At 37.8% G+C, this 24163-nt stretch carries 26 protein-coding genes, 1 pseudogene and 1 riboswitch; of the genes and pseudogenes, 9 read left to right on the top strand and 18 right to left on the bottom strand.

Annotated elements, in window-relative coordinates:
• Complete coding sequence (locus BG04_RS09375) at nucleotides 1-771, top strand: ABC transporter ATP-binding protein (protein WP_034648587.1); 771 nt, start codon at nucleotides 1-3, stop codon at nucleotides 769-771.
• Entirely contained in the window at nucleotides 758-1564 is an 807-nt protein-coding gene (locus BG04_RS09380; protein WP_034648585.1) for an ABC transporter permease, read from the top strand. Before BG04_RS09375 ends, BG04_RS09380 begins: the two co-directional genes overlap by 14 nt.
• Nucleotides 1565-1610: 46 nt before the next feature.
• Here the strand turns inward: BG04_RS09380 and ytkD are convergent, their stop codons facing one another.
• From ytkD to BG04_RS09405, 5 genes are all read right to left on the bottom strand, one after another.
• Nucleotides 1611-2081, bottom strand: coding sequence for an RNA deprotection pyrophosphohydrolase (gene ytkD / locus BG04_RS09385; protein ID WP_013059543.1), 471 nt, complete (start codon nucleotides 2079-2081; stop codon nucleotides 1611-1613).
• A 104-nt stretch (nucleotides 2082-2185) separates the two neighbouring features.
• Nucleotides 2186-2506, bottom strand: a complete 321-nt coding sequence (locus BG04_RS09390) for a hypothetical protein (protein ID WP_013085266.1) — start codon at nucleotides 2504-2506, stop codon at nucleotides 2186-2188.
• 74 nt (nucleotides 2507-2580) lie between these two features.
• On the bottom strand, nucleotides 2581-3006 hold the full coding sequence (locus BG04_RS09395) for a phage holin family protein (protein WP_034648583.1): 426 nt from the start codon (nucleotides 3004-3006) through the stop codon (nucleotides 2581-2583).
• A 79-nt stretch (nucleotides 3007-3085) separates the two neighbouring features.
• Nucleotides 3086-3526 (bottom strand): Dps family protein, encoded by a 441-nt coding sequence (locus BG04_RS09400; protein WP_013085268.1) that lies wholly within the window; start codon nucleotides 3524-3526, stop codon nucleotides 3086-3088.
• A 163-nt stretch (nucleotides 3527-3689) separates the two neighbouring features.
• Nucleotides 3690-4163, bottom strand: a complete 474-nt coding sequence (locus BG04_RS09405; protein WP_013059547.1) for an S-ribosylhomocysteine lyase — start codon at nucleotides 4161-4163, stop codon at nucleotides 3690-3692.
• A 150-nt stretch (nucleotides 4164-4313) separates the two neighbouring features.
• Between BG04_RS09405 and yidD the strand changes: the two genes are divergently transcribed.
• On the top strand, nucleotides 4314-4541 hold the full coding sequence (yidD, locus tag BG04_RS29640; protein WP_013059548.1) for a membrane protein insertion efficiency factor YidD: 228 nt from the start codon (nucleotides 4314-4316) through the stop codon (nucleotides 4539-4541).
• A gap of 3 nt (nucleotides 4542-4544) precedes the next feature.
• Here yidD and BG04_RS09410 read toward each other — a convergent pair whose 3' ends face one another.
• The gene (locus BG04_RS09410) at nucleotides 4545-5117 is read right to left on the bottom strand and encodes a beta-class carbonic anhydrase (RefSeq protein ID WP_013085269.1); all 573 of its coding nucleotides are present in this window, start codon (nucleotides 5115-5117) and stop codon (nucleotides 4545-4547) included.
• A 119-nt stretch (nucleotides 5118-5236) separates the two neighbouring features.
• Between BG04_RS09410 and BG04_RS09415 the strand changes: the two genes are divergently transcribed.
• Both BG04_RS09415 and BG04_RS09420 read left to right on the top strand, forming a co-directional pair.
• Nucleotides 5237-6424, top strand: coding sequence for a GTP-binding protein (locus tag BG04_RS09415; RefSeq protein ID WP_080743083.1), 1188 nt, complete (start codon nucleotides 5237-5239; stop codon nucleotides 6422-6424).
• 83 nt (nucleotides 6425-6507) lie between these two features.
• Nucleotides 6508-7467, top strand: a complete 960-nt coding sequence (locus BG04_RS09420) for a metal ABC transporter substrate-binding protein (protein ID WP_013085271.1) — start codon at nucleotides 6508-6510, stop codon at nucleotides 7465-7467.
• A gap of 29 nt (nucleotides 7468-7496) precedes the next feature.
• Here the strand turns inward: BG04_RS09420 and BG04_RS09425 are convergent, their stop codons facing one another.
• Nucleotides 7497-7742 (bottom strand): type B 50S ribosomal protein L31, encoded by a 246-nt coding sequence (locus BG04_RS09425; protein WP_013059552.1) that lies wholly within the window; start codon nucleotides 7740-7742, stop codon nucleotides 7497-7499.
• Nucleotides 7743-7894: 152 nt separating this feature from the next.
• On the opposite strand from BG04_RS09425, the pseudogene BG04_RS09430 reads away from it, so the two are divergent.
• A pseudogene (locus BG04_RS09430) lies at nucleotides 7895-9228 on the top strand (cytochrome ubiquinol oxidase subunit I).
• Between the two features lie 15 nt (nucleotides 9229-9243).
• The gene (locus BG04_RS09435; RefSeq protein ID WP_016765774.1) at nucleotides 9244-10281 is read left to right on the top strand and encodes a cytochrome d ubiquinol oxidase subunit II; all 1038 of its coding nucleotides are present in this window, start codon (nucleotides 9244-9246) and stop codon (nucleotides 10279-10281) included.
• Between the two features lie 30 nt (nucleotides 10282-10311).
• Here the strand turns inward: BG04_RS09435 and BG04_RS09440 are convergent, their stop codons facing one another.
• The 3 genes from BG04_RS09440 to BG04_RS09450 are packed head-to-tail and all read right to left on the bottom strand — an operon-like array spanning nucleotide 10312 to nucleotide 11877.
• Complete coding sequence (locus tag BG04_RS09440) at nucleotides 10312-10770, bottom strand: flavodoxin (RefSeq protein WP_034648580.1); 459 nt, start codon at nucleotides 10768-10770, stop codon at nucleotides 10312-10314.
• 15 nt (nucleotides 10771-10785) lie between these two features.
• On the bottom strand, nucleotides 10786-11541 hold the full coding sequence (locus BG04_RS09445) for a hypothetical protein (protein WP_230586503.1): 756 nt from the start codon (nucleotides 11539-11541) through the stop codon (nucleotides 10786-10788).
• 54 nt (nucleotides 11542-11595) lie between these two features.
• Complete coding sequence (locus BG04_RS09450) at nucleotides 11596-11877, bottom strand: DUF2325 domain-containing protein (protein WP_034648574.1); 282 nt, start codon at nucleotides 11875-11877, stop codon at nucleotides 11596-11598.
• Between the two features lie 207 nt (nucleotides 11878-12084).
• Here BG04_RS09450 and BG04_RS29645 point away from each other — a divergent pair, with 207 nt between their 5' ends.
• Together BG04_RS29645 and BG04_RS09455 are read left to right on the top strand one after the other, a co-directional pair.
• Entirely contained in the window at nucleotides 12085-12243 is a 159-nt protein-coding gene (locus tag BG04_RS29645) for a DUF1540 domain-containing protein (RefSeq protein WP_013059558.1), read from the top strand.
• A 66-nt stretch (nucleotides 12244-12309) separates the two neighbouring features.
• On the top strand, nucleotides 12310-12513 hold the full coding sequence (locus BG04_RS09455) for a hypothetical protein (protein ID WP_013059559.1): 204 nt from the start codon (nucleotides 12310-12312) through the stop codon (nucleotides 12511-12513).
• 29 nt (nucleotides 12514-12542) lie between these two features.
• Here the strand turns inward: BG04_RS09455 and BG04_RS09460 are convergent, their stop codons facing one another.
• The 8 genes from BG04_RS09460 to BG04_RS09495 form a co-directional block, all read right to left on the bottom strand.
• A complete protein-coding gene (locus BG04_RS09460) occupies nucleotides 12543-13586 on the bottom strand; it encodes a ribonucleotide-diphosphate reductase subunit beta (RefSeq protein ID WP_016765777.1) in 1044 nt (347 codons plus the stop codon).
• Nucleotides 13587-13602: 16 nt separating this feature from the next.
• Entirely contained in the window at nucleotides 13603-15846 is a 2244-nt protein-coding gene (locus BG04_RS09465) for a ribonucleoside-diphosphate reductase subunit alpha (protein ID WP_016765778.1), read from the bottom strand.
• 133 nt (nucleotides 15847-15979) lie between these two features.
• Nucleotides 15980-16165: riboswitch (cobalamin riboswitch) on the bottom strand.
• A gap of 279 nt (nucleotides 16166-16444) precedes the next feature.
• Nucleotides 16445-17548 (bottom strand): o-succinylbenzoate synthase, encoded by a 1104-nt coding sequence (gene menC, locus BG04_RS09470; protein WP_034648570.1) that lies wholly within the window; start codon nucleotides 17546-17548, stop codon nucleotides 16445-16447.
• A gap of 3 nt (nucleotides 17549-17551) precedes the next feature.
• The gene (locus BG04_RS09475) at nucleotides 17552-19015 is read right to left on the bottom strand and encodes an o-succinylbenzoate--CoA ligase (protein ID WP_034648568.1); all 1464 of its coding nucleotides are present in this window, start codon (nucleotides 19013-19015) and stop codon (nucleotides 17552-17554) included.
• A gap of 82 nt (nucleotides 19016-19097) precedes the next feature.
• Nucleotides 19098-19916: a 1,4-dihydroxy-2-naphthoyl-CoA synthase gene (gene menB, locus BG04_RS09480; protein WP_013085280.1), complete on the bottom strand. Its 819-nt coding sequence runs from the start codon at nucleotides 19914-19916 to the stop codon at nucleotides 19098-19100.
• A 16-nt stretch (nucleotides 19917-19932) separates the two neighbouring features.
• Entirely contained in the window at nucleotides 19933-20742 is an 810-nt protein-coding gene (gene menH, locus BG04_RS09485; RefSeq protein ID WP_034648566.1) for a 2-succinyl-6-hydroxy-2,4-cyclohexadiene-1-carboxylate synthase, read from the bottom strand.
• 3 nt (nucleotides 20743-20745) lie between these two features.
• Nucleotides 20746-22500, bottom strand: a complete 1755-nt coding sequence (gene menD / locus BG04_RS09490; RefSeq protein ID WP_016765782.1) for a 2-succinyl-5-enolpyruvyl-6-hydroxy-3-cyclohexene-1-carboxylic-acid synthase — start codon at nucleotides 22498-22500, stop codon at nucleotides 20746-20748.
• Complete coding sequence (locus tag BG04_RS09495) at nucleotides 22487-23908, bottom strand: isochorismate synthase (RefSeq protein ID WP_034648564.1); 1422 nt, start codon at nucleotides 23906-23908, stop codon at nucleotides 22487-22489. The genes menD and BG04_RS09495 overlap by 14 nt, the downstream gene beginning before the upstream one ends.
• Between the last annotated feature and the right edge of the window lie 255 nt (nucleotides 23909-24163).

The raw sequence follows: 24163 nt of genomic DNA on the forward strand, positions 1-24163 counted from the left end.
ATGACAAAACTTCACATTCAAGATGTTCAGCATATGTATCTTACGACAAAGTCTGCTACCACTGCACTTGAACATATTAATTTGTCTATTGAAGAAGGAGAATTTGTTTCCTTTCTCGGCCCAAGCGGATGTGGAAAAACGACGCTTCTATCGATTATTGCAGGCTTGATTGAACCAACGTCCGGCTTTGTCACAATAGACGGTGAAAATATCGGAACATCAGTCCCAAACATCGGTTATATGCTTCAACAAGATTATTTGTTTCCGTGGAAAACCATTAAAGAAAATATTTTACTTGGGCTTGAAATTCGCGGACAGCTAACAGATAAAACAGAGAGTAAAGCACTGTTACTCCTAAAAGAAATTGGTTTACAGGGCGTAGGTGACCTATATCCGCATCAGTTATCCGGAGGCATGAGACAGCGTGTCGCTTTAGTCCGAACACTTGCCATTGACCCCGCTATTTTACTCTTAGATGAACCTTTTTCAGCACTTGATTTTCAAACAAAACTTAAGCTTGAAGAACTTGTCTCCAAAACGCTGATGACCTATCAAAAAACGGCCGTTTTGGTCACGCATGATATCGGCGAAGCTATTGCCATGAGCAGCCGAATCTTTTTATTCTCAGCAAAACCGGGAAAAATCGCAAAAACATTTACGGTTCCTTCTATTTTACGAACTCTCTCTCCGTTTGAAGCACGACAGCATCCTGTCTATAACGATTTATTTATGGACATATGGAAGGAGCTTGATCAACTTGAAACCCACTAGCTCCCTAGATACTCTTCACGAAAGCTACCTTCGCAAGGTTCGGGGTGAAAAACGATTAGTACTGAGCGTACAGCTGGTCATGTTCTTAGCCTTTTTTAGCTTCTGGGAACTGGCTTCTCGTTTAAAGTGGATTGACCCTTTAATTTTCAGTTCCCCTACTAAAGTATGGCATTTATTTTTAATTAAACTTACCGACGGCTCGCTGGCAGCGCATATTGGTTTTACATTATTTGAAACGATTCTTGGCTTCATTTTAGGCACATTACTAGGTATTTTACTTGCAACGGCCCTTTGGTATTCAACGAGGCTTGCAAACATATTAGACCCTTACCTCGTTATTTTAAACGCCATGCCAAAAGTAGCGCTGGGCCCTATTTTAATTGTAGCGATCGGTCCAGGATTTTTCTCAATCTTAACGATGGGGGCGATTATATCCGTTATTATTACATCCATCGTCGTTTACACAGCATTTAAAGAAGTTGATCCAAACTATATTAAATTACTAAAAAGCTTTGGGGCAACGAAAACCCGCTGTTTTAAAGAAGCCATTTTGCCAGCTTCCATGCCCGCTATTATTTCCACATTTAAAGTAAATGTCGGCTTATCTTGGGTAGGAGTCATCGTAGGAGAATTTTTAGTTTCTTCGAAAGGGCTTGGATATATGATTATTTATGGTTTCCAAGTCTTCAACTTTACTCTTGTTCTTCTCAGCTTATTATTAATTGCCATTTTCGCTACGATTATGTATCAAGGCGTTGCTTATTTAGAAAAGAAATTGATCCGACGCTCATAAAAAATCCCCCCGTACAAACGGGGGGATTTTCATTGATAGGACACTTTTACAAAAATGTTCGCTTTACATATTTCATTACATATTGTAAAACATTATCTTTCATGATGAAGCTGTATGCATCATCTTGTTGAATGCCCGAAGGTAATTCATCAATCATTACGGGACCATCCGTTTCCATGTAGTCTTCTTTTTTAATTACATTTCCAATAGTAGCAAAATAAATGTTTTTAATAATGGTCTTTCCTTTACTTACTACTTTATATTGCCCAATATAAGTTAAAGAAGAGACTTCTCCGCCTGTTTCTTCAAATACTTCTCGAACCGCTGCTTCTTCTGGTACTTCATTGCCTTCTAGTTTTCCTCCGGGAAATTCTAAACCTCGTTTTGAGTGATTCGTTAGCAACCATTGATTTTCATACCTGCATACGACCCAAACATGACGTGGAGTTTTCGAGAATGGATTTTTTTCAAATGATAAAAATACTTGATTATGATATGCATCCTTAAATGTGTACATGGTCGACTCAAACTCCATTTGATTTTTCCCTTATTTTATCATACATTACGGCCATACCTGATAAGAAAAGTATGCTCGTACTTTTTTTGTTTGCTTTTTACTCCTTATTCCATTCTATCTGAAGATAAAATATTCATCTGTTTGATATGTGATTTTGTTTCATCGTCTCCTAGCTGATAAAGCATGGCATATATTTCAACTGTCGTTTTATCGTACATATCATTTTGAGAATCATGATGATATTCCAGATACGGAATATGTGATCGCCAAAAGCTTGACCAATCGCTTGAAGCACGCTGATCTAAATACGTTCTCAGCTTCTCGACTTCTTCATCTGTTGCTTCAATCGCATAATTCCAATCTGAAGCAGTATTTGACTGATTGATTTCTCCTGAACTCAGAGATATATAATATTTTTTTGTCATGAAAGATATTCAGCTCCTTCTTTCTAGTGCCAACTTATCTTTCTTATTTGTATCTTATTCTTTTTTTATACACTTTACGATTTAAAGCGGTCTTTTAAAATCGCTATTGCTTTTTTTAGCGGCTCTGGAATTGGAATTCCTACAATTCCTGCATTTTCTGTAATTGAAATCATTTCGTTTAAAATATAGAACAAAGTAGCTCCATCTCGAATAATATGACCGTTTTCCCAGAATACGGAATCGATAAAGTTTGCTACAGCAATCATGGCAAAAATAAAAATCTTTTTGGCAATTCCTTTAAAACCTACTTTGCTAGATAAACGTTTATTTATAAAAGCTGCAATCGTGCCTGTCAAATAATCCATTGTCACTAATGCTGCTAAAGCCATTAGTAAATAGTCCCACTCTCCAAATAAAAAAAAAGCCAGTGAACCTAAACTTGAGATTATCAAGACAGAAAGCTTCTGCATATCCACTTTTTTCACCCTTTCAGCAGTCATATCTCTACAGTATATGCCGGTGAAAAAAAAGTGTTCGTCCATCTTACCATAAAAAAACCTGCGATTACTCGCAGGTTAATTACTTGCCTAGGAATGATTTTAACATCCACGTATGCTTTTCTAAGCTTTGATGAATGGCTAACAGCATGTCTCCTGTTGTTTCGTCGCCCGCTTCACCGGCTGCGTCCATTCCTTCTTTTAATTCAGCAGTTAGCGTATCAAAATCGCTTACTAAAGAAGCGACCATATCTTTAGCCGTTTCGCTTCCATCCGCTTCTTTAATAGAAGAAAGTTCTAACGATTCTTTCATTGTTGCCACAGGTTTTCCTTCTAATGCTAAAAGGCGTTCTGCAAGGTCATCAATAATTGTAGCTGTTTCCGTATACAGCTCTTCAAACTTTTCATGAAGAGTGAAGAATTGTTCACCTTTTACGTACCAGTGAAAGTTATGAAGTTTTATGTACATTACACTAAAATTCGCTACTTGTTTATTAACGATTTCATTTACATTTACTGCCATGTTTTTCGCTCCTTTGTGAAGTCTTTGTATAATATAGTTGTACCCTTTTTTAGTTCATTAAAACATTTTTTTCATAAAAAGAGACATTTCCCTTTCTTTAGACTTAGAGAAACTTCTTCATCTTTTTTCAAATAAAATAAGCAGCCCAGCGGACTGCTTATTTTTAGCCAAATACTTTTTCTAAATCTTCTTTGTCCTGTTCTAGCCAGAACTTCATCAAGCGTTTTGCTCCTTCTAAATCGTGAAGTTTCGCTTGACCGCACTGCTTTTCGTTTGCTGCTGGAATTTCAGTAATGTTAATTGCATCTTTTAACGTATCGTCTAACAAATCAATAATTTCACGTACAGTCGGCTCACCGCTCACTACTAAGTAGTACCCTGTTTGACATCCCATAGGCGAAATATCAATAATATCAAAGTGATCGTATTTTTCTACATGAGTACGAATATTAAAAGCTAATAAATGCTCTAGCGTATGAATAACGTCCGGCTTCATTGCTTGTTTGTTTGGCTGGCAAAAACGAATATCAAATTTATTTACAACGCCGTCGCTTCCCACTTTGTGAACACCGCAGTGTCTTACGTAAGGTGCTTTAACCGCATTATGATCTAGCTCAAAACTTTCTACTGATGGCATAATACCACTCCTTTTTTCTTCTTTCACCTATCATAACATGCAATTCCGATATATTTCATCCATTTAATAACCTTTATTTCTTTTAGTTGCTTTTTATTCCTTCTATCCCTTATAGTATGAGCAAACACGAAAGAAAGAACGTGATAATAAATGATTGCAAAGCTTTTGCTTTTACTTATAAAAGGATATCAAAAAGGAATTTCACCTTTTCTTCCGGCAAGGTGCCGGTTTTACCCTACTTGCTCCCAGTACGGAGTTGAATCCATTAAACGCTTTGGTGCCGTAAAGGGATCTTATTTGACTGTAAAACGCATTTTAAAATGCCACCCGTTCCATCCGGGTGGCATCGATGAAGTACCTGAGAAAAAATCACACTAAGCTTTAGTTGTTTTCGATTGCTTCATACCCATTTACAACAACATCTAGCTTTCCTGTATTTGGATCAATAACTAGTCCATGTACAGGAGTATCTTTTGAAAATAGAGGATGATTACGGATTGTCTCTACACTATGCTGAACAGTCTCTTCTACTGAATCAAAACCCGTTAACCATTGTTTCAAGTCCATAGAATATTCAATAGTATTAATCACTTCATCTGAGATGCCTTTTGCTCTTACTTTCTCTAAAAAAGGTTCCGCTTGAAGTTTACCTGCTCCACAGTCGTGGTGACCAATTACACATACCTCATCTGCTTGAAGCTCGTACACAGCTACTAAAATGCTTCTCATAATACTTCCAAATGGATGTGAAACAAGCGCTCCTGCGTTTTTAACAATTTTCACGTCTCCGTTGCGCAAATTCAAAGCGTGTGGAAGTAATTCTACCAATCTTGTGTCCATACACGATAAAATAACCATTTTTTTATCAGGGAATTTGCTTGTTTCGTAAAGTTCATACTTCTTTTCTTCTACAAATTTTTGGTTGAATTCTAAAACATCTTGTAATAAGCTCATCTGCTGTCTTCTCCTTCATAAAAAAAATTCTTTCTTGTATTATAATACTTTTTCCTATAAGATGAAAAGTGTTAAATCGTAATCATTATTATTTATAAACAAGAAAGTAGGTTATAACAGTGAAAAAAATTCCCGTTACCGTTTTAAGCGGATACCTTGGTTCAGGTAAAACAACTCTTTTGAACCATATTTTAAAAAATAAAGAAGGTTTAAAGGTCGCGGTCATTGTCAATGACATGAGCGAAGTAAATATTGATGCAGACTTAGTTAAACAAAGCGGATTCTCTCGAACAGAAGAAAAACTTGTTAAAATGCAAAATGGCTGTATTTGCTGTACGCTTCGAGACGACCTAATGACAGAGGTAGAACGCCTAGCAGACAATGGTGATATTGATTATATTGTCATTGAATCTTCCGGAATCAGCGAACCTATCCCTGTTGCTCAAACATTTACTTATATTGATGAAGAGCTTGGCATTGATTTAACTCAGAAATGTTCGTTAGATACGATGGTCACTGTAGTAGATGCCAATCGCTTTTGGGAAGACTTTTCATCCGGCGAAAGCTTATTAGACCGCAAAGAAGGAACGGATGAAAACGATACAAGAGAAGTGATTGATTTGTTAATCGATCAAATTGAATTTGCAAACGTCATTTTGTTAAACAAAGTTGATTTGTTAACAAAAGATGATGCAGATGAGCTGCAGGCTGTTCTTCACAAATTAAACTCAGAAGCCACTGTTATCCAAACAATTAATAGTGACGTAAGCCTTGAAGCCATACTTCATACCGACTTATTCGACTTTGAAAAAGCTAGTCAAGGAGCCGGATGGATTAAAGAATTAAATGAGGAGCACCATACGCCTGAAACGGAAGAGTTCGGTATTTCTTCTTTTGTATACAGAAGGAATCGTCCCCTTCATCCTGAACGCTTTATGAAATGGTTAGAGAACTGGCCGGTTGATATTGTACGTGCAAAGGGATTTTTCTGGCTTGCTTCGCGTAATAATATGGCAGGACTTCTTTCTCAAGCCGGTACGTCCATTATGATTCAAGCAGCGGGTGAATGGATAGCAACTTACGAACCGGAAGAAAGAGAACAAACCTTAAAAGAAGAGCCTGAATTACGAGCAAAATGGGATGAACAATTTGGAGATCGTATTAACGAGCTTGTGTTCATTGGTATTGATATGAACAAAGCTGAAATAATTGAAACTTTAGACCGCTGTTTGCTGACAAATGAGGAAATGAATCAAGATTGGGCTACTCTCAAAGATCCCCTTCCTAAATTTACAGTAAGTGCGTAAATTTTTAGTTTTCAAATCGTAATAATTACGATATAATAACATAGGTCATAAATGGTTACGATACGAACGGAAGGAGCAACATAATGAAATTCAAACCACTTTTAATGGTGCTTGCATTAGGAATTGGAACAGCTCTTGCAGGGTGCAGTTCAAGCAGTGCAAATAACGCATCTGATAATAAAAACAAAAAATTAGAAGTTTATACAACAATCTACCCTTTACAGGACTTTACTGAAAAAATCGGTGGAAAATATGTAGAAGCTAAAAGCATTTTACCAACCGGTGTAGACGCGCACTCATTTGAGCCTACAACAAAAACAATGGTCAAAATCGCCAACGCGGACGCATTTGTTTACTCAGGAATTGGACTTGAAGGTTTTGCAGATAAAGCACAGTCTACACTTAAAAATGAAGATGTAGCTTTAGTAGAAGCTGCAAAAGGAATTAAATTAGCAAAGAGTTCTGAAGATGAGCATGCCCACGAAGACGAACATGCCCATGAAGAAGAGCATAACCACGGAGATACAGACCCTCACGTTTGGCTTGATCCTGTTTTAGCTATTCAATTAGCAGAAAATATTAAAGACGAACTTATTGAATTAAAACCAGATAAAAAAGCAGAGTTTGAAAAGAACTTCCAATCGTTAAAGACTCAGCTTGAAGATGTGGACCAAGAGTTAAAAACAACGATTGGCGACGCACCTCATAAAGAAATTTTAGTATCACATGCAGCCTATGGCTACTGGGAAAAACGATACGGCTTAAAACAAATTAGCGTAGCGGGTTTATCTCCTACAAATGAGCCTTCTCAGAAACAATTAGAAAACATCGTAAAACAGGCAAAAAAAGACCATATCAAATACTTTATCTTTGACCAAAATTTAAAGCCTAAAGTGTCTACGCTTGTAAAAAATGAAGTAGGAGCTCAAGCTTTAACACTTCATAACTTAGAGTCATTAACAAAAAACGATGTTAAAAATAAAGAAGATTATTTCTCCATTATGCAACACAACATTGATACGTTGAAAAAAGCATTATATTAATAAAAAAACTAGCCTCCCGGCTAGTTTTTTTATTGTAATTTATATTTTTGCTTAAAGCGTTCTACACGGCCGCCTTTATCAGCAAATTTTTGCTTTCCTGTATAAAATGGATGTGTATCCGAACTGATTTCAACTTTTAAAAGCGGATATGTGTTGCCATCTTCCCATTGAACGGTCTCATTTGATTGTTTTGTAGATCCTGATAAAAATGATGTTCCGCTATTTGTATCCATGAATACAACTTTACGATAGTCTGGATGAATATTTGTTTTCATTAAATATCTCTCCTTTAAAACAATATATACTTATTATAATCGTAATGATTACTATTTTCAAGTTATATGTTTTACCAATTCTGATGCATAAAGCGTGGTAAAAAGTGGACAATAAGGTTTATCAATACTTTACTGGAAAGGTTGAAAAATGAATGGATCATTTAGTTACTGCACGTTCAATGTTTGGTCTGAACATGGGAGTACATATCATTTTTGCCACTCTTGGCGTCGGCATTCCTCTCATGATTTTATTGGCTGAAATTCTTTACTACAAAACAAAAGATAAAGATTATGAACTTATGGCACAGCGTTGGACAAAAGGAGCTGCTGTCCTGCTTGGAGTCGCCATTCCTACGGGAACGATTGCTGGTGTACAATTAGCGTTGCTTTGGCCGGGTTTTATGGAAATCGTAGGAAAAGTGATGGCTCTTCCCTTTCAAATTGAAATTTATGCTTTCTTTATTGAGGCTCTGTTTCTCTCTATTTATGTATACGCAGCGGACCGTATTTCTCGAAAAATGAGGATTATCAGTCTAATTTTAGTAGCAATAGGCGCTCTTGCCTCTGCCGTTTTAATTACCAATGTGCACGCATTTGAAGGAACACCTGCTGGCTTTCGAATTTTAAATGGAGACATTGTAAGCGTAGATCCTTGGGCAGCTTTCTTTAATCCGAGCTTCTTTGTAACGTCCGGTCACGTAGCGGTTTCTGCTTATACAACCGGAGGCTTCGTCATTGCTTCAGTCGCTGCCTTTAAAATGCTTCGTGCGCGAAAACATAATCCAAGAGAATATAAGTTTCATCATAAAGCGTTGATGATGGGGTTAGTAATCGGCGGGATTTTCTCTTTTGTAACGGCTTTGAATGGACATGAATCTATGCAAAAAGTATACGAATATCAACCCGAAAAACTTGCAGCAGCTGAAGGTCTATTTGAAACGCAAGATCATGCGCCATTAGCTTTAGGCGGATTCACAGATGAAAAAGAACAGCGAGTCAAGTATGGAATTGAGTTTCCATGGATGCTCAGCTTCTTGTCGGGTAATAGCTTTAATACAGTGATTACTGGACTCAATGACTTCCCTAGGGATTATTGGCCGCCGCTTTTTGTGCATACCTTGTTTAACGGTATGGTCATTATCGGATCGATTTTAATTTTAGTGGCGCTAGTGGGCGTTGTTTGGTACAAGTTTTTAAAGAAGAAAAGCTTCCCTAAAATTTTCATGTGGGCATTTGTCGCAACGGGCCCTCTCGCGATCATGGGCATTGAATTCGGATGGATTTTCGCATGTACCGGAAGACAGCCCTGGGTCATTTACCGCATCATGCGTACATCAGAAGCAGTTACCACTTCTGCTAATTTGCATATTTTATTTTTTTATTTTTGCTTGTTTATATCGTACTCGTGGCCGCAGTCGCCCTTGTACTGGTGTTTTATTTTAGAAGAAATCCGCTTTCTAAAGAGCTTGCTGCGCAAGCAGATTAAAAAGGATGTGAGAATATGGGTGATTCATTACTAGCAATTACTGTAATATGGGGCTTCATTTTTATCTATGCCGTAATGGGAACGATGGACTTTGGAGCTGGCTTTTGGTCGATGGTATATATTAATCGTACGAAAACAAATGCTACAGATGTAGCAAACAGATATCTATCGCCTACTTGGGAAGTAACCAATGTATTTATCGTTGCGATTGTTGTTGCGCTGTTTAGTTTTTTTCCTCGAGCTACATTTACGCTTGGCACAGTGTTACTAATACCCGGAAGTATCATTTTACTTCTCTTATCTATTCGAAGCGGATTTTTAGTGTTTTCACACTATGCTAGCAGCTTCAAATATCGGAGAGCGTTGGTTTATATATCCGGTATATCCGGCGTGTTAATTCCTGCTTTTTTAATCGCTGTACTGCCAGTAAGTCAAGGTGGATTTATTGATATAATAGATGGCACGCAGCAATTAAATTTAGCAAAAGTATTTTCAAGTCCGCACGTCTATTCATTTATCGGATTTGCCATAAGCTCTTCGCTGTTTCTATCGTCTCTGTTATTAGCAGATTACTCGAAGTCATCTGACGAAATGGAAGCTTATGCGGTCTATCGGCGTGATGCGCTCATTACAGGACCTCTTTCCCTGCTAATGGCTATCTTTATTATGATTACAATGCAATCAGAAGCAAGCTGGTTATATGATAAAATGATGCAGTTTAAGCCCCTTCTTTACGGATCTGTAGGTCTATTTGTAGTAGCTGGTATTGCTCTGCTGCTACCTTCTCAAAAAGGAAAAGGCATGCCTCGTTTAGCCGTGGTATCCATTATCCTTCAATATTTCTTAGCAAGTTACGTATACGGACGAAGTCATTTACCTTATGTTGTCTATCCAAACGTAACGATTGAGAATGGATTTACACATCCCGATGCGTTTCATTCTTTATTTATTGTGTATATTGTTGGTTTTGCTATTTTATTTCCTGGATTCTTTTATTTCTGGCGTCTATTTATGAAAGATAATAAAGAATACAGCAAAAAGAAGCCATATTAAAAAACCCGGTCAGCACTTGACCGGGTTTTCTTATGAAGCAGCAGATTTTGCTACTACTTGAGCAAAACCTTTAGCAAATATCTTACATTTTTCTATATCTTCTCCAAAGGGAGAGAGCTCGATTTTCAAACCGGGAACGGCTATATTTCCATTACGTCTCTTTATTTTTTCTTCAATTAAATCAACTGCTCCGCAAAAAACATCATATGATGAATCACCTGAGCCAAATACAGCCATCTGCTTTTGACTGAGATCTATATCATCCATTTCATCATAAAGATCTAAAAAATCATCTGGCAGCTCTCCATCTCCCCACGTATAAGCTCCAAAGATAATAGATTCTGCGGATACAAGGTCAGAAGCATCAATGTCATATACTTCTGCTCGTTTCACATGTAATCCATGCTTGACTAATTCTTCTTCGATCAAATCGGCTATCGCTTCTGTGTTACCTGACATACTCGCATAAGCTAGTAAGATTTCCTTCATGTATATGACGCTCCTTTACACCAGCAGTGTCGGCCGCATATCCCCTTCTTCAACGCATTCTCGTTGAAGAGGACAGTTTTCACACTCACTGGATGCATAATTCTTTTGAAAATGTTTTGGTTCCATTAACACACTTTTGACAATATGTAGTTGAAGTATGGATTTTTGATAATCGGCTGGTGCAATATGATAAGTTGTTGTTTCTCCAGTTAATAATGAATAAAAACGAATTTGTTCAGGAACCTTTTTAAAAGCTTGTTTCGAAAAAACGATAATAAAGTCTTTCATGGCGTTTTTCACTTCTTCATGGTCATCTAGAATGAATTTTGTTACCGTATAAGACTTCTCTGTCCATGCAGCAAAATCAATGGTTAGAGAAAGGTTGCTTTGAATTTCTTCTACATAAACGCTGTATTTCTCAAACACAAAAAGCGGTAATTCCATATGTGCTTTCTTTCCTAAAAACCTTAGTAAATAATCACTTACTTTAGCTAACACATCGTAATAGTGAACGGGTGATGAAAACATATTTGGCTTTAGACGCCAATATTTTTCAATAAGCTGTAAAACATAGAGGTTTGAGCGATACTCAACTGGCTTGCTATAGTATGTTTTAATGATTTGATGGACAGTTACTTGAACGAGCTGTTTCCAATCTATAGATGTTTTTTTCAAAAGAAGCTGCTGCTGATAAAATTTGTACGGACATCGAATAAATTGTTCGATGTGGTCGTTAGAGAGTGTCTTTATATGCACTTTTATCGGTTCCACCTATGTCTCACCACCCTAATTGAAATTCATTCTCAATAATAAATAAAAATTAAATCATGAAATTTGCTCAATCACTTTACGAATAGCACTCCATGAATGTTTGACGAAATAAATCGGTTTTTTTTGTTTTTTTGCTTTCTCTTTAATGACTTTTGCCATATTGTGATTAATAAAATCCGTAATAACTAATACAAACCCAATATGTTCGGGTATTTCTCGCTTCACCATATTGCTTTTACGGCCATCTAAATGAATTACTTCATTAAATCCTTCTCCCTCTAAACGATCTGTAATATGCTTTAACCTGTCTCCTCCTACAACCATAACTGATGACATGTTTGTTCCCTCCCAATTAATTATTCATTTAATGATTTGCCAACAACTTGTATTCTTTACTATATACACAGTTTAATTGAGAATGATTATCTTTGTCAATGTTTAATTGATAAAAATTCTCAATTAAAATGAAAGTCTACCACCTTTCTTATAAGTTAGTTGAATTTTGACCATACTATAGCTATCACATACAAAGGAGGGTTAACGTTGGAACAAAACATTCTTTGTGAAGTAAATAACTGTCACTTTTGGAAAAATGGAAATCACTGCAGCGCAGAAGAAATTTACGTGGTAAGTCATAGCGGAAAACATGCAGCAAGCAGTTATGAAACAGACTGTAAAACGTTCAAGCCAACTGAAGCGTAACCCGCAAAAGGACAGCCTCTGGGTTGTCTTTTTTCTCTCTTCAAGATCATAAAAAAGGAGACTATTATGAAAACTGAACAACTGATTCATTTTTTTAAAGAAGAAGCAATAAAAGCAAATGAACAAACCTTTCCAATCTATGTACAATCTTTTACTCATTTATGGACATATAAATGGGGAACACTTGAAAACATTCCAGAAGAAATTGATGACTTAATTACCACACGTGCGTTAGAACTTGGACTTATTCACTTAAAAAAAGCTGACTAATCAATAAGGAAATTAGTCAGCTCTTGTATTTATAGATCATCAAATCCATTCGCATCTGATGCTTTTGTATATTGTCTTGATTTCTGTTCAAAGAAATCCGTTTTCCCTAAATCTACCTCTTGATAAGCAATAATCCAACGAAGAGGATTTTCAATCGGTGCTTCTGGGAAAGCAGCTCGGCCAAAGCCTAATTGATTACAGCGTTTATTAGCCATGTATTCAATATACTGCTGCAGTTCTTTCATCGTGATCCCGTCGAATTTTTCTCCGATAACAGATTCTGCCCATTCAATTTCAAGACGAGCTGCCTCTTGGAACGTTTCAACTACAAATGTTTCTAGCTCCTCCGTACGATAAGCTGGATTTTCATTTAGGACTTCCTTGAAAATCTTTTCAAATAACCCAACGTGAAGCTGTTCATCACGATTGATATAGTTAATCATCGTAGATGTCGCCACCATCTTTTGATTTCTCGCAAGATTATAGAAGAAAGCAAATCCGCTATAGAAGAAAAGGCCTTCTAAAATAACATCATATACCATAGACTTCAAAAAGTTTTCAACCGTTGCTTCTTCGCTAAATGCTTTATATCCGTTTGTAATAAAGTCATTTCGAGCACGAAGCTTTTCGTCTGTGCGCCAGTATTCAAATACTTCATCTTGTTTTCCTTTTGGTACAAGACTTGATAAAACATATGAATACGAATGATTATGAACCACTTCTTGCTGCGCTAAAATAATCATTAGAGCATTAATCGAAGAGTCGGTTACATAATCAGCTACTTTGCTAGCATAATCTGATTGAATACTGTCCAGTAGCGCCAGCAGGCCAATAATTTTTAAAAAGCTCTCTTGTTCGTCAGCCGTTAACCGAGGGAACTGCTTAATATCTTGACCCATATTAATTTCAAACGGCGTCCAGAAGTTAGCTAGCATACGCTTGTATTTAGGGAACGCCCATGAAAATCGGACGTCATCCCAGTTTAGAATATTTGAGCTCTTGCCGTTGATGATTCCTGTCGAACGGTTCGGAGCTGTTTCGTTCATTAATTCTCGTTTTAACATGCTTGTCATTAATTATTCACTCCTTTTAACTATGACAGCTTTCACATTCTTCAATCACTTCACTTGATGTTGAACGTACGTAGTAGGTCGTTTTTAACTTTTCTTTCCATGCCGTCATATGAAGATCCAGCAGCTCTTTTGCTCGGATATCATTTTGTACATATAAGTTGAATGAAATGGATTGATCAATATGGCGCTGGCGCTTGGCGTTTTGCTTAATACTCCAGTGCTGATCAATTAAATAAACGGACTTATAATACCAGTTTGTTGCTGGCGATAAATCTGGTGCCGTCACTGGGATTTTATAGTTTTTCTTTTCCTCTGAATAAAACTTACGGAAAATCGGATCAATACTTGCAGTAGAACCCGCGATAATAGATGTTGATGAATTAGGTGCTACAGCCATTAAGTAGCCATTTCTTATCCCATTGCTTTGAACTTCGTTACGCAGTTCACTCCACGCTTCGCTTGTGTATTTACGTGTTTCAAAATAAGCGCCTGACTCAAAATCTGAGCCTTTAAATAATGGATATGCACCTTTTTCTTTAGCTAAGTTCATGCTTGCCTGTACGGTTAAGTAAGCAATTTGCTCGTACAATTCATCGCAATATGCTACCGCTTCATCTGTTTCCCATGCTATTTTCTTTAAGGCAAGCAAATGGTTCCAACCAAATGTGCCAAGTCCTACTGCGCGGTACTTTTGGTTTGTTAGTTTTGCTTGAAGTACTGGCAAATCATTTAACTCAATAACGTTATCAAGCATGCGTACTTGAATTGGAATTAAACGTTCAAGCACATCTTCAGTTACGGCTCTCGCTAAGTTGATAGAAGAAAGATTACATACAACAAAATCGCCCGGATTCTTTGTAATAATAATTTTTCCGTCTTCCGTAATTTCCTCTGTTACGACCGTTGTGCTTTGGTTTTGCGTAATTTCTGTACATAAGTTGCTGCAGTAGATCATGCCCTCGTGGCGGTTTTGATTAGCTCGGTTAACCGTATCACGATAAAACATATAAGGCGTTCCGGTTTCAAGCTGGGAAAGCATAATGCGCTTGAAGATTTCAATAGCAGGTACTGTTTCTCTTGAAAGCTGTTCATTATTTACACACTCAGCGTAACGAGTGCGGAACGAACCGCTGCCTTCTTCTTCATCATAAAAATCTTCTAACGAGTAGCCCATCAGCGTACGAACTTCGTGAGGATCGAATAAGTGCCAGTCTTCACGTGCCTCTACTTTTTCCATAAACAAATCTGGCAAACATACACCAGTGAATAAATCATGCGTGCGCTGACGTTCGTCACCATTGTTCAAACGCGCATCTAAGAATGAAAAGATGTCTTTGTGCCATACGTCTAAATATACGGCAATAGCTCCTTGGCGTTGACCTAGCTGATCGACACTTACAGCCGTATTATTTAGCTGTTTCATCCATGGAATTGTTCCTGATGATACGCCTTTAAAACCTTTTATATCACTTCCTCGGCTTCTAATATGACCGAGGTAGACACCAATTCCGCCTCCATTTTTACTAAGCGTGGCCAAATCTGTATTGCTATCATAAATACCGCGTAAGCTGTCATCAATCGTATCAATAAAGCAGCTAGATAGCTGTCCGTAGCTCTTTCCTGCATTTGAAAGTGTTGGTGTGGCAACCGTCATATATAGACTAGAAAGCGCCCAATACGCTTCTTTTACTAATGCTGTTCGATTTTCTTTCTTTTCTTGAGACATCAGCGTCATAGCAATGATAAGAAAACGTTCTTGCGGTAATTCGTATACGCGCTTATCATGTGATGTCGCTAAATAGCGATCTGCTAATGTCAACAATCCAATGTATGTAAATAAACGATCGCGTTCAGGAATAATGACTGAAGCAATTTCATTAATTTCTTCTTCTGTATATGTTTTTAATAGCTGCTTATTATAAATGCCGATTTTTGTTAGTTCTTGAATAAGCTGATAAAACGAACCGTACTTCTCTTTTTTATCGTAACCTCGGTTGTCCGCTGCTTTTCGATATAGTTCGTTTAAGTAGACGTCTGCCGCTACGTACGTCCAATCGGGTTCTTCCATTGAAATACGCTCTAAGGCTGCCAAAATTAGGACGTTTGCAACCTTTTCGTCCGTCATATTTTCCTTTACTGTAACAGTTTGAATAACCTTTTCCTCATACAAAGAAAAATCAAGCTGCGTAAATTCTTTTTTTAAACGTTCAATATATGCAGTTAATTCATGTAGAATTGTAGGCTTTAATGTATTCACCATAAATATGGCTCCTCTCTTCACTTCAAAATAAAAAATCGCTCACCGTACCTCGGTGAGCGAATAGAACGAAGATAGAAGAAGACACTAAGTCTTTTCTCAATCCTCGCTCTACCCTCTCACCTCCCGAAGAAGATAAAACGACATAAAAAAGGCAGGTCTCCTGACTTATGCTTCTTTTTACTTTAAGGCCTTCCCATGATGTTTACTCACAGTGGATCTCCTTATTTCATCAGCATTCACAGTTGCGGGAACAGCTTTGGATTTTCACCAAATTCCCTTTTAAGTCTTTTTATCAGACACCTTTTTCACTGGAAAACACAAAATATAGTATTTTATTATAGATTCCAAAACAACATATTGTGTTATGTTATAAACACATTATATAGGACAACTTAGAAAACTATCAACCTATTTTCAAAAATAATTTTGTTTTTTACGATAAAACTCTTCGACTTTTTTCATCAAACTATTCCATCATAACATGTTTTGACACGCTTGATGGAACAATGTGCTCTTTTTAAAAAATTTGTCCTATTTTTCTACTAAACATTGACAACCTCAATAAAAAAACCGTTTTTCATCAAAAAACGGTTTTTAATTATTTGTATTCTTTTTCAAATGATTTGATTGTTTTGATAAACTTTTTATCAATATCGTATCCTATCCCCGGTTTTCCCTTCACCTTTATTACTCCGGCTTCTACCTCTACTTCGGGCTTAATAATATCTTTTTCCCAATAGCGAGACGACGCAGAAATATCACCTGGTATCGTGAAAGAAGGGAGTGTGGCAAGGGCGATGTTATGAGCTCGTGAAATCCCTGCTTCTAACATTCCTCCAACCCAAAGTCTTACACCATGCCGGACGCATAAATCATGAATTTGCTTTGCTACGGACATTCCGCCAACTCGCCCGATTTTCACATTGATAATCTTACAGCTTTCTTGTTCGATTGCATGACGTGCATCTTCACAGCTCACAATACTTTCATCTAAGCAAATTGGCGTCTTTATTTGCTTTTGTAACAATCGATGATCAAGGATATCATCAGAACTTAACGGCTGTTCGATCATCATTAAATTCAATTCATCTAGTTTCTTTAATGAATCACTATCGCTTAAAGTATAGGCTGAATTGGCATCAGCCATAAGAGGAATGCTTGGAAATTCATCTCGAATTTGTTTCAGTAGCTCATAGTCAGCACCCGGCTTAATTTTCACTTTAAAGCGCTTATAGCCATCTTTCATGTAAGTCTTTATTTGTTCTTTCATTACGGAAATGTCATTTAAGCCAACTACCACTCCAGCTTCTACAGCAGACCTTACTCCGCCAATTACTTCAGATAACGGCTTGTTTTGCCGCTTTGCATACAAATCCCATACAGCACAGTCCAAAGCTGCTTTAGCCATGTTATTTCGCTTTAGAGGTTTGAATAACTTTTGAACATCCTCTGGTTTTTGAAGCTGCTGATGAAGAAGCGAGGGAATTAAAAAATCGTCTAACATATGAAAACATGTCTGAATCGTTTCTTCCGTATACCAAGGAGATGAAAAAGCAACGACTTCTCCCCACCCTGTAAATCCTTGTTCATCTTCTACTTCAAGCAAAATCAATTCTCGATCCTGTACTGTACCATAGCTTGTTGAAAAAGGAGAAAGAAGCTTCATGTCAATTTTATAAAGATGTACTTTTTTTATAATCATCGATTAGCTCCTTTTCTGTATGAACGATGATAGCTTCCGGCGTATGATTTTATTAGAAGCTGTTCGCGGCAGCTCCTCTACTCGAACGAAATACTTTGGAAGTTTGTACTTTGCTAAAAATTGTTGAATGTGTAAAGATAATTCTTCATCTGAAACGTCTTCGTTTACAACAATACATGCAGCTGGAACTTGTCCCCATTTTTCATCACCTACTCCCGTTACACCGGCCTCTTTAACAGCGGGATGCTTCAACAAAACATTTTCAATTTCAGCTGGATATACATTTTCTCCACCTGAAATAATAAGGTCTGAACGTCTGTCTAACACATATAGAAAGCCTTCTTCATCCACTTTCCCGATATCTCCTGTATAGAACCAGCCTTGTTGAAGGGCTTTTTCAGTAGCTTCTGGTTTATTTAAATATCCTTTTGTAACATTTGGACCTTTAACAATGATTTCTCCTGCTTCGCTGGTCTCATTTCCTTTTTCATCTACAATTTTCATTGCACATGGAAACAATGGTTTACCTGCTGATCCCAGTTTTCGCAAACTATCTTCAGGTGAAAGCGTAACGAACTGTGAAGATGTTTCTGTCATTCCATACGTTTGATAAACAGGAATTTCTTTATTCACACAAGCCTCTAAAATAGTAAGCGGTGCAGGTCCTCCTCCTAAAAGCATGCATCGAAACGTATGCGGATATTTTCGTTCCCCTAACTCATCGAGCATGTTGGACAGCATGGAAGTGACAACCGAAATAATCGTTACCTCTTTGTTTTCAATTGCTTCATTTACTGCTCTTGCTTCAAACCGTTCTTCTAAAATGATTTTCATTCCGTAAAAGACGCTCCGCATTAAAATAGATAAGCCGCTAATATGAAACAAAGGAACCGCTATAAGCCAGCAGTCTTTTTCGTTTAATCCTAAATTAAGCGCTGAGCCAACGGAACTCCACCAGTGATTTCCATACGTCTGCAGCACTCCTTTTGGATGACCTGTTGTTCCGGACGTATACATAATGGTAAATGTCTCCTCGAGATTCCACGTTTTTTGAAAATCCGTTTCTGCTTCTGGAGAACTTTTTAAAGCAGGTAAAGTAAGCTGAGTAATGGAACTTTGGAATTCTCTCATTAAAAATGTTTCATCCGCAATAAGCAACGACACGTTTGCATCTGTTAGCTGATAATTAATTTCTTCGTTTGTCAAACGCGTGTTGACGAGCAGCAACCTTGCACCAATATAAGAAACCGCATGTAAAATCTCAATAAACTCCACTCTATTTTTCATGTATAAAGCAATGGTATCGTCTTGCTTTACACCGTTAAACGAAAGCTGCTGTGCTACTTTTTGAACACGTTTATGAAGCTCTTGAAACGTAAGAGACGTTTGGGATGTTTCTACCGCCACTCGATTTGGCGTCAAATATGCTCTTTGCATAAGCCCATTGGGAATCGTTTGGCTACTCATGAATTTCTCTCCTTTTTATACTGATTAACTAAATTAAATTGAAAAAACAGCCTGATGATAATCACCAAGCTGTTTCAGCTGTTTAAGGGAAACGTGGGAACTGTTGGAAGTCTGGATTGCGTTTTTCCTTAAATGCATCGCGACCTTCTTTTGCCTCATCGGTTGTGTAATAAAGAAGCGTTGCGTCACCCGCAAATTGCTGGATACCAGCTAAGCCATCCGTATCAGCATTAAATGCTGCTTTTAAGAAACGAAGAGCGGTTGGACTTTTTTCTAACATCTCTTCACACCATTGAATTGTTTCAGCTTCAAGCTGTTCTAATGGAACGACCGTGTTTACTAATCCCATGTCTAGTGCTTCTTGAGCGTTGTACTGACGGCATAAGAACCAGATCTCACGCGCTTTCTTATGACCTACGATGCGAGCTAAGTAACCAGAGCCATATCCTGCATCGAAGCTTCCAACTTTAGGACCTGTTTGTCCAAATACTGCGTTATCCGCTGCAATTGTTAAGTCACATACAACGTGAAGAACGTGGCCACCACCAATTGCATAGCCTGATACCATCGCAACAACCGGCTTTGGAATTACGCGAATTAAACGCTGTAAATCTAGAACGTTTAGACGTGGAATTTCATCTTCTCCTACATAGCCGCCGTGGCCGCGAACTCTTTGGTCTCCGCCTGAGCAAAATGCTTTATCTCCAGCACCTGCTAATACAATTACTCCAACGCTTGCATCGTCACGAGCATAAGCAAATGCATCGATCAATTCCATTACTGTTTTTGGACGGAATGCATTGTGCACTTCCGGACGGTTAATCGTAATTTTAGCGATTCCGTTATATGTTTCGTATAAAATGTCTTCATACTGACGTACTGATGTCCATTCAACTGTCATCTTTATTTCCTCCTAATTATGTAGTAGCTAAGAACTCACTTACTATTCTACCAAAAATCTCGGGTTGTTCCACGTGAATTGCATGGCCTGTCCCTAAAATAATTCTAGAAGTAGCATTTGGTATTAATGTTTGCATTTCTTTGGAAATTAAACAAAACTTTTGATCTACTTCTCCTGTAATAAGCAAAACCGGCATCAACAGATCGTCCAGCTTCTCCCAAAGGGACGGCTGGACTCCTGTTCCCATTCCTTTCAAACTGTTGGAAAGGCCGATTTCTGTATGCGAAAGTCTTTCTTTACGCACCGCTTCTTGAACATGGCTAGGCAATTGCTTTTGAGAACGAAAAAGAGGAATTTCCTCCCAAAATTTAACAAATTCTTCAATTCCATTTTTCATAATGCGGCTCGCCAGCTGTTCATCTTTTTCTTTTCTTAGCTTTTGTTCTTCCCGCGTTTTTAAACCAGGCGATGCGCTTTCTAATACCAACTTTTTCACATGGTGTGGATATCGCTGGGCAAATGAAAGAGCAAGCCTTCCTCCCATCGAATATCCAATTACATTCACCTGTGATAAAGATAGCTGTTGAAGAAGCTCATGCAGTGCTTCAACAACTGCTTCCATTGAATATGGTTTGATTTCTTTGGGAGCTGCTGATTGGCCATGACCAATAATATCAACAGCAATTACCTGATAGTCTTTAACGAATTTCTTCATAAAGGTACGCCAAGTTTGAGAAGAGCCGGTAAAGCCGTGAAGCAGAAGCAGCGGCTCTCCTTTTCCCTCGGTGTGCACATGGTAAGATACACCACTTAATTTATACCTCATTGCCTATTCCTCACCGTTTGACAAATTTATTTCCTCGGAAACAAGTTTCCACAAACTGCGATGAGTCTCTACATTTTCTGTACGAGTTGTACGAATCTCTACAACATGCAACCCGCCCTTTGTGAAAGCATGGTTCATTGCATGTCGAAATTCTTCCCAGCTGCTTGCTGAAGAAAATGTGCCATCATACAGACGAGTGGCATGCTCAAAGTTTAATCCAGTTGGCGTACCGAATAAAAATTCAAAGTGCTTTTCTTGTTTTGACTGCGGTAAAAATGAAAAAATTCCTCCGCCGTCATTGTTAACTAGCACAACGGTTAAATTTAAATTATGCATTTTAGCTGCCAGCAGACCATTTAAATCGTGATAAAACGATAAGTCACCAATAAATAAAACGGTGTGATCGTAAGCCGTGCTTACGCCTAGAGCAGAAGAAACTACACCATCAATTCCATTTGCGCCCCGATTTACAAAGAGTGGAATATCTTTTTCCGTATTTAAGAAGAAAGAATCAATATCTCGAACAGGCATTGAATTTCCAGCAAACAAAGCCGTGCCTTCAGGTACTACATCAACAATTTCTTGAACTACTTGTCCTTCGAACCATTCCTGGCCAGAAGTTAGTGTTCTCAGAGCCTGTGCAGTTTGAGCATTAATCTTTTTCCACAGACTCAGCCATGAAGTAGATTCCTCTTGATTCGCTGAAAGACGCTTGATCAGTTCTTCACAAAATAATGTCTCATCGGCTTCAATCATCACTGTCGAACGTAAAGTAGGGTCTCTCCAGCCTTTACCTTGGTCAACTACAAACATTTCTGTCGGCTCGTGTGCTTTCAAAAATTGCAATAGCGGTTTCGATACCGGCATCGCGCCAAAACGAATGACAACTTCCGGGTAAAAACGCTCATCAACCTTATCACTTTTTAAAAATGTATCATATGTCTCTATTACATTTTCTTTTGAATGCTTGCCGCTTCTTAATTGTGATAACGGATCTGCGAGCACTGGAAAGCTTAAAGATTCAGCTAAACGGCATACGCTGTCTACTGCTTTTAAAGACATTTGATCTCCGCATATAATAAGTCCTTTTGTTGTTCCCTCTAAGCGCTTCGCAATTTCTTCGAAACCTTTTTCAGATAGAGATGCTTCTCCATGAATAGCAGACACATATGATTTACCGCGTTTCCCTTGACTCCATAAATCTTCAATAGATAAATCTGGTACAATCGGTTCACGTAAAGGTACGTTAATGTGTACAGGACCGCTCGGTATAGCTTGAGCTGTATGAACAGCCCTTGAAGCTACTGTTCGAATATAACGATTCATATCTGCACTTTCTTCTGGTAAAGCTGTATCTACAAACCACTTCGCATATTGACCGAAAAGATGATTCTGATTAATGGCCTGCGGGGCACCTATATCCCTTAACTCATGGGGACGATCCGCTGTGATAACTACTAAAGGAATGCGTGAGTAGTGAGCTTCAATTACTGCAGGATAATAATTCGCTGCAGCTGTTCCAGATGTACATACAAGCGCCACTGGTTTTTTCTTTGCTTTTGCTATTCCTAGAGCAAAAAAGCCGGCGGAACGTTCATCAATATTTAAGTGTACATGAATATCAGGGTGCTCAGCCATAAGCATCGCAATAGGCGTTGAACGTGACCCTGGACTGACCACTACTTCTTCAACATTTGCTTCTACTAATTCATCCACGAATGACGCAATATACGTTGTTAATGATTTAATGTGTTCCACGCATAATCCCTCCTAAAGCTGAAAGCATCGGGTTGAATTTAATTCTTGTTTCTTCATATTCACTTTCAGGCGTAGAATCTGCTACAATTCCACAGCCCGCAAATAAAACGGCTTCTTTTTGCTGAATAACACCAGAGCGGATTCCTACTATAAATTCACCGTTTCCGTTGATATCCATCCATCCTAAAGGAGCTGCATACCACCCTCGGTCAAAGGATTCTAGCTGTCGAATAATAGGCAAGGCCTCCTGTTGAGGATATCCTCCTAGCGCTGGTGTTGGATGGAGCTTTTGAATAAATGAAAATAGCGTTACATCTTCCTTTATACGCCCTTTAACAGGTGTATACAAATGTTGAATATGCTTTGTTTTATATAAACTTGGCGTACTTGGAATTTCTACTTCATAACAATAAGAATTCATCGCTTCTTTAATCATATGAACAACAACATCGTGTTCAATTAAGTTCTTGGGATCTTGAAGCAATTCCTCACCTAGTTCGTGATCTTCCTGCCTTGTCTTTCCTCTTGGAATCGAACCCGCTAAACATGTGGAAAACACATAATCTCCTTGTTTTTGCACTAGCCTTTCTGGGGAAGCGCCGATAAAATGCTGATGCTCTCCCTCTAAAATATATGTGTAGCTAGTTGGCTGTTCCTTCAACAGACGCTGAAGCACGTATTCAGTAGAAATATCTTCATTAAATTTCACTTTTAATTGACGAGCAAGAACTACTTTCTCTATAGCCTGTTGCTTAATTAAAGTAGTAGCTCTTTCAATATTTCCTTTAAATTTCTCTACCCCAATTTCCTCTTTTTCCAACACCAAAGGTGAAATATGGGATTCCCCGTCGTACTCTTCACAAAGAACAAGTTTTTGGACCTCTTCGAAATAATTGATGTGCTTTTTAACAGAATCTTGTCCTTTAACCATCATATTAACGGTAAGGTATCCTTCTTTGTCTACCTGAGTATATAACACAGTTGGAATCATAAATTTTGAACTCGGGAAATCACTCCAATAGTTTTCTTGATACTGATTTGGGTCAAATGAAAATCCTCCAAATAAAAGAGGACCTGTCCCATCAGGGGAAATTTGGTTATTTTTATAAAAGTCTTCTTTTATAAAGCGCTTCCATTCATTTTCAATGTGGAAATAACGTTCTTTTGCCGCATTGGTGCAAATAGTATGCGCATATCCTAATCCAACAAATGTATAATAACTGTTGGGATCTTTCCAAAAAAAGCGTTCTTTATAAAACTGGTCATGTCCGTTCGCATAAAAAATAAGGGGGTCAATAGGTCTTACTTTTTTCACTAAACTGACCAATTTTGGGTGATTTTCATTTTTTGCACACTCAATCGCATCTTTAATGTATTCTTGTACTAACTGTTCGGTCGTTGCAATCACACTACGTCCCCCCGTTCATCTTTTTTTCTTAAGTCTGTAACTAACTTATTATAAACTTTCAGTTCAAAAAAATCTAGCATCGCGATTCACGAGAAAAAATTAATTTCGCTTGTCTAAATTATGCCTTTTCATTAAATGAATTAAAAATCTTTATGATCTATTCAGTACTCTTTAGACCTCGAGAGCGTTATTTTTATCATACCCTTTTCTATAACCTTTAACTTTCTTTAATTTTCCACTCCTTTTCTCTCTTAG

Source organism: Priestia megaterium NBRC 15308 = ATCC 14581 (assembly GCF_000832985.1).
GTDB lineage: Bacteria > Bacillota > Bacilli > Bacillales > Bacillaceae_H > Priestia > Priestia megaterium.

Coding starts and splice junctions, on each gene's coding strand:
- BG04_RS09375 (WP_034648587.1), top strand. CDS start 1: ATGACAAAACTTCACATTCAAGATGTTCAGCATATGTATCTTACGACA.
- ytkD (WP_013059543.1), bottom strand. CDS start 2,081: ATGTACACATTTAAGGATGCATATCATAATCAAGTATTTTTATCATTT.
- BG04_RS09390 (WP_013085266.1), bottom strand. CDS start 2,506: ATGACAAAAAAATATTATATATCTCTGAGTTCAGGAGAAATCAATCAG.
- BG04_RS09395 (WP_034648583.1), bottom strand. CDS start 3,006: ATGACTGCTGAAAGGGTGAAAAAAGTGGATATGCAGAAGCTTTCTGTC.
- BG04_RS09400 (WP_013085268.1), bottom strand. CDS start 3,526: ATGGCAGTAAATGTAAATGAAATCGTTAATAAACAAGTAGCGAATTTT.
- BG04_RS09405 (WP_013059547.1), bottom strand. CDS start 4,163: ATGCCATCAGTAGAAAGTTTTGAGCTAGATCATAATGCGGTTAAAGCA.
- yidD (WP_013059548.1), top strand. CDS start 4,314: ATGATTGCAAAGCTTTTGCTTTTACTTATAAAAGGATATCAAAAAGGA.
- BG04_RS09410 (WP_013085269.1), bottom strand. CDS start 5,117: ATGAGCTTATTACAAGATGTTTTAGAATTCAACCAAAAATTTGTAGAA.
- BG04_RS09420 (WP_013085271.1), top strand. CDS start 6,508: ATGAAATTCAAACCACTTTTAATGGTGCTTGCATTAGGAATTGGAACA.
- BG04_RS09425 (WP_013059552.1), bottom strand. CDS start 7,742: ATGAAAACAAATATTCATCCAGACTATCGTAAAGTTGTATTCATGGAT.
- BG04_RS09435 (WP_016765774.1), top strand. CDS start 9,244: ATGGGTGATTCATTACTAGCAATTACTGTAATATGGGGCTTCATTTTT.
- BG04_RS09440 (WP_034648580.1), bottom strand. CDS start 10,770: ATGAAGGAAATCTTACTAGCTTATGCGAGTATGTCAGGTAACACAGAA.
- BG04_RS09450 (WP_034648574.1), bottom strand. CDS start 11,877: ATGTCATCAGTTATGGTTGTAGGAGGAGACAGGTTAAAGCATATTACA.
- BG04_RS09455 (WP_013059559.1), top strand. CDS start 12,310: ATGAAAACTGAACAACTGATTCATTTTTTTAAAGAAGAAGCAATAAAA.
- BG04_RS09460 (WP_016765777.1), bottom strand. CDS start 13,586: ATGACAAGCATGTTAAAACGAGAATTAATGAACGAAACAGCTCCGAAC.
- BG04_RS09465 (WP_016765778.1), bottom strand. CDS start 15,846: ATGGTGAATACATTAAAGCCTACAATTCTACATGAATTAACTGCATAT.
- menC (WP_034648570.1), bottom strand. CDS start 17,548: ATGATTATAAAAAAAGTACATCTTTATAAAATTGACATGAAGCTTCTT.
- BG04_RS09475 (WP_034648568.1), bottom strand. CDS start 19,015: ATGAGTAGCCAAACGATTCCCAATGGGCTTATGCAAAGAGCATATTTG.
- menB (WP_013085280.1), bottom strand. CDS start 19,916: ATGACAGTTGAATGGACATCAGTACGTCAGTATGAAGACATTTTATAC.
- menH (WP_034648566.1), bottom strand. CDS start 20,742: ATGAGGTATAAATTAAGTGGTGTATCTTACCATGTGCACACCGAGGGA.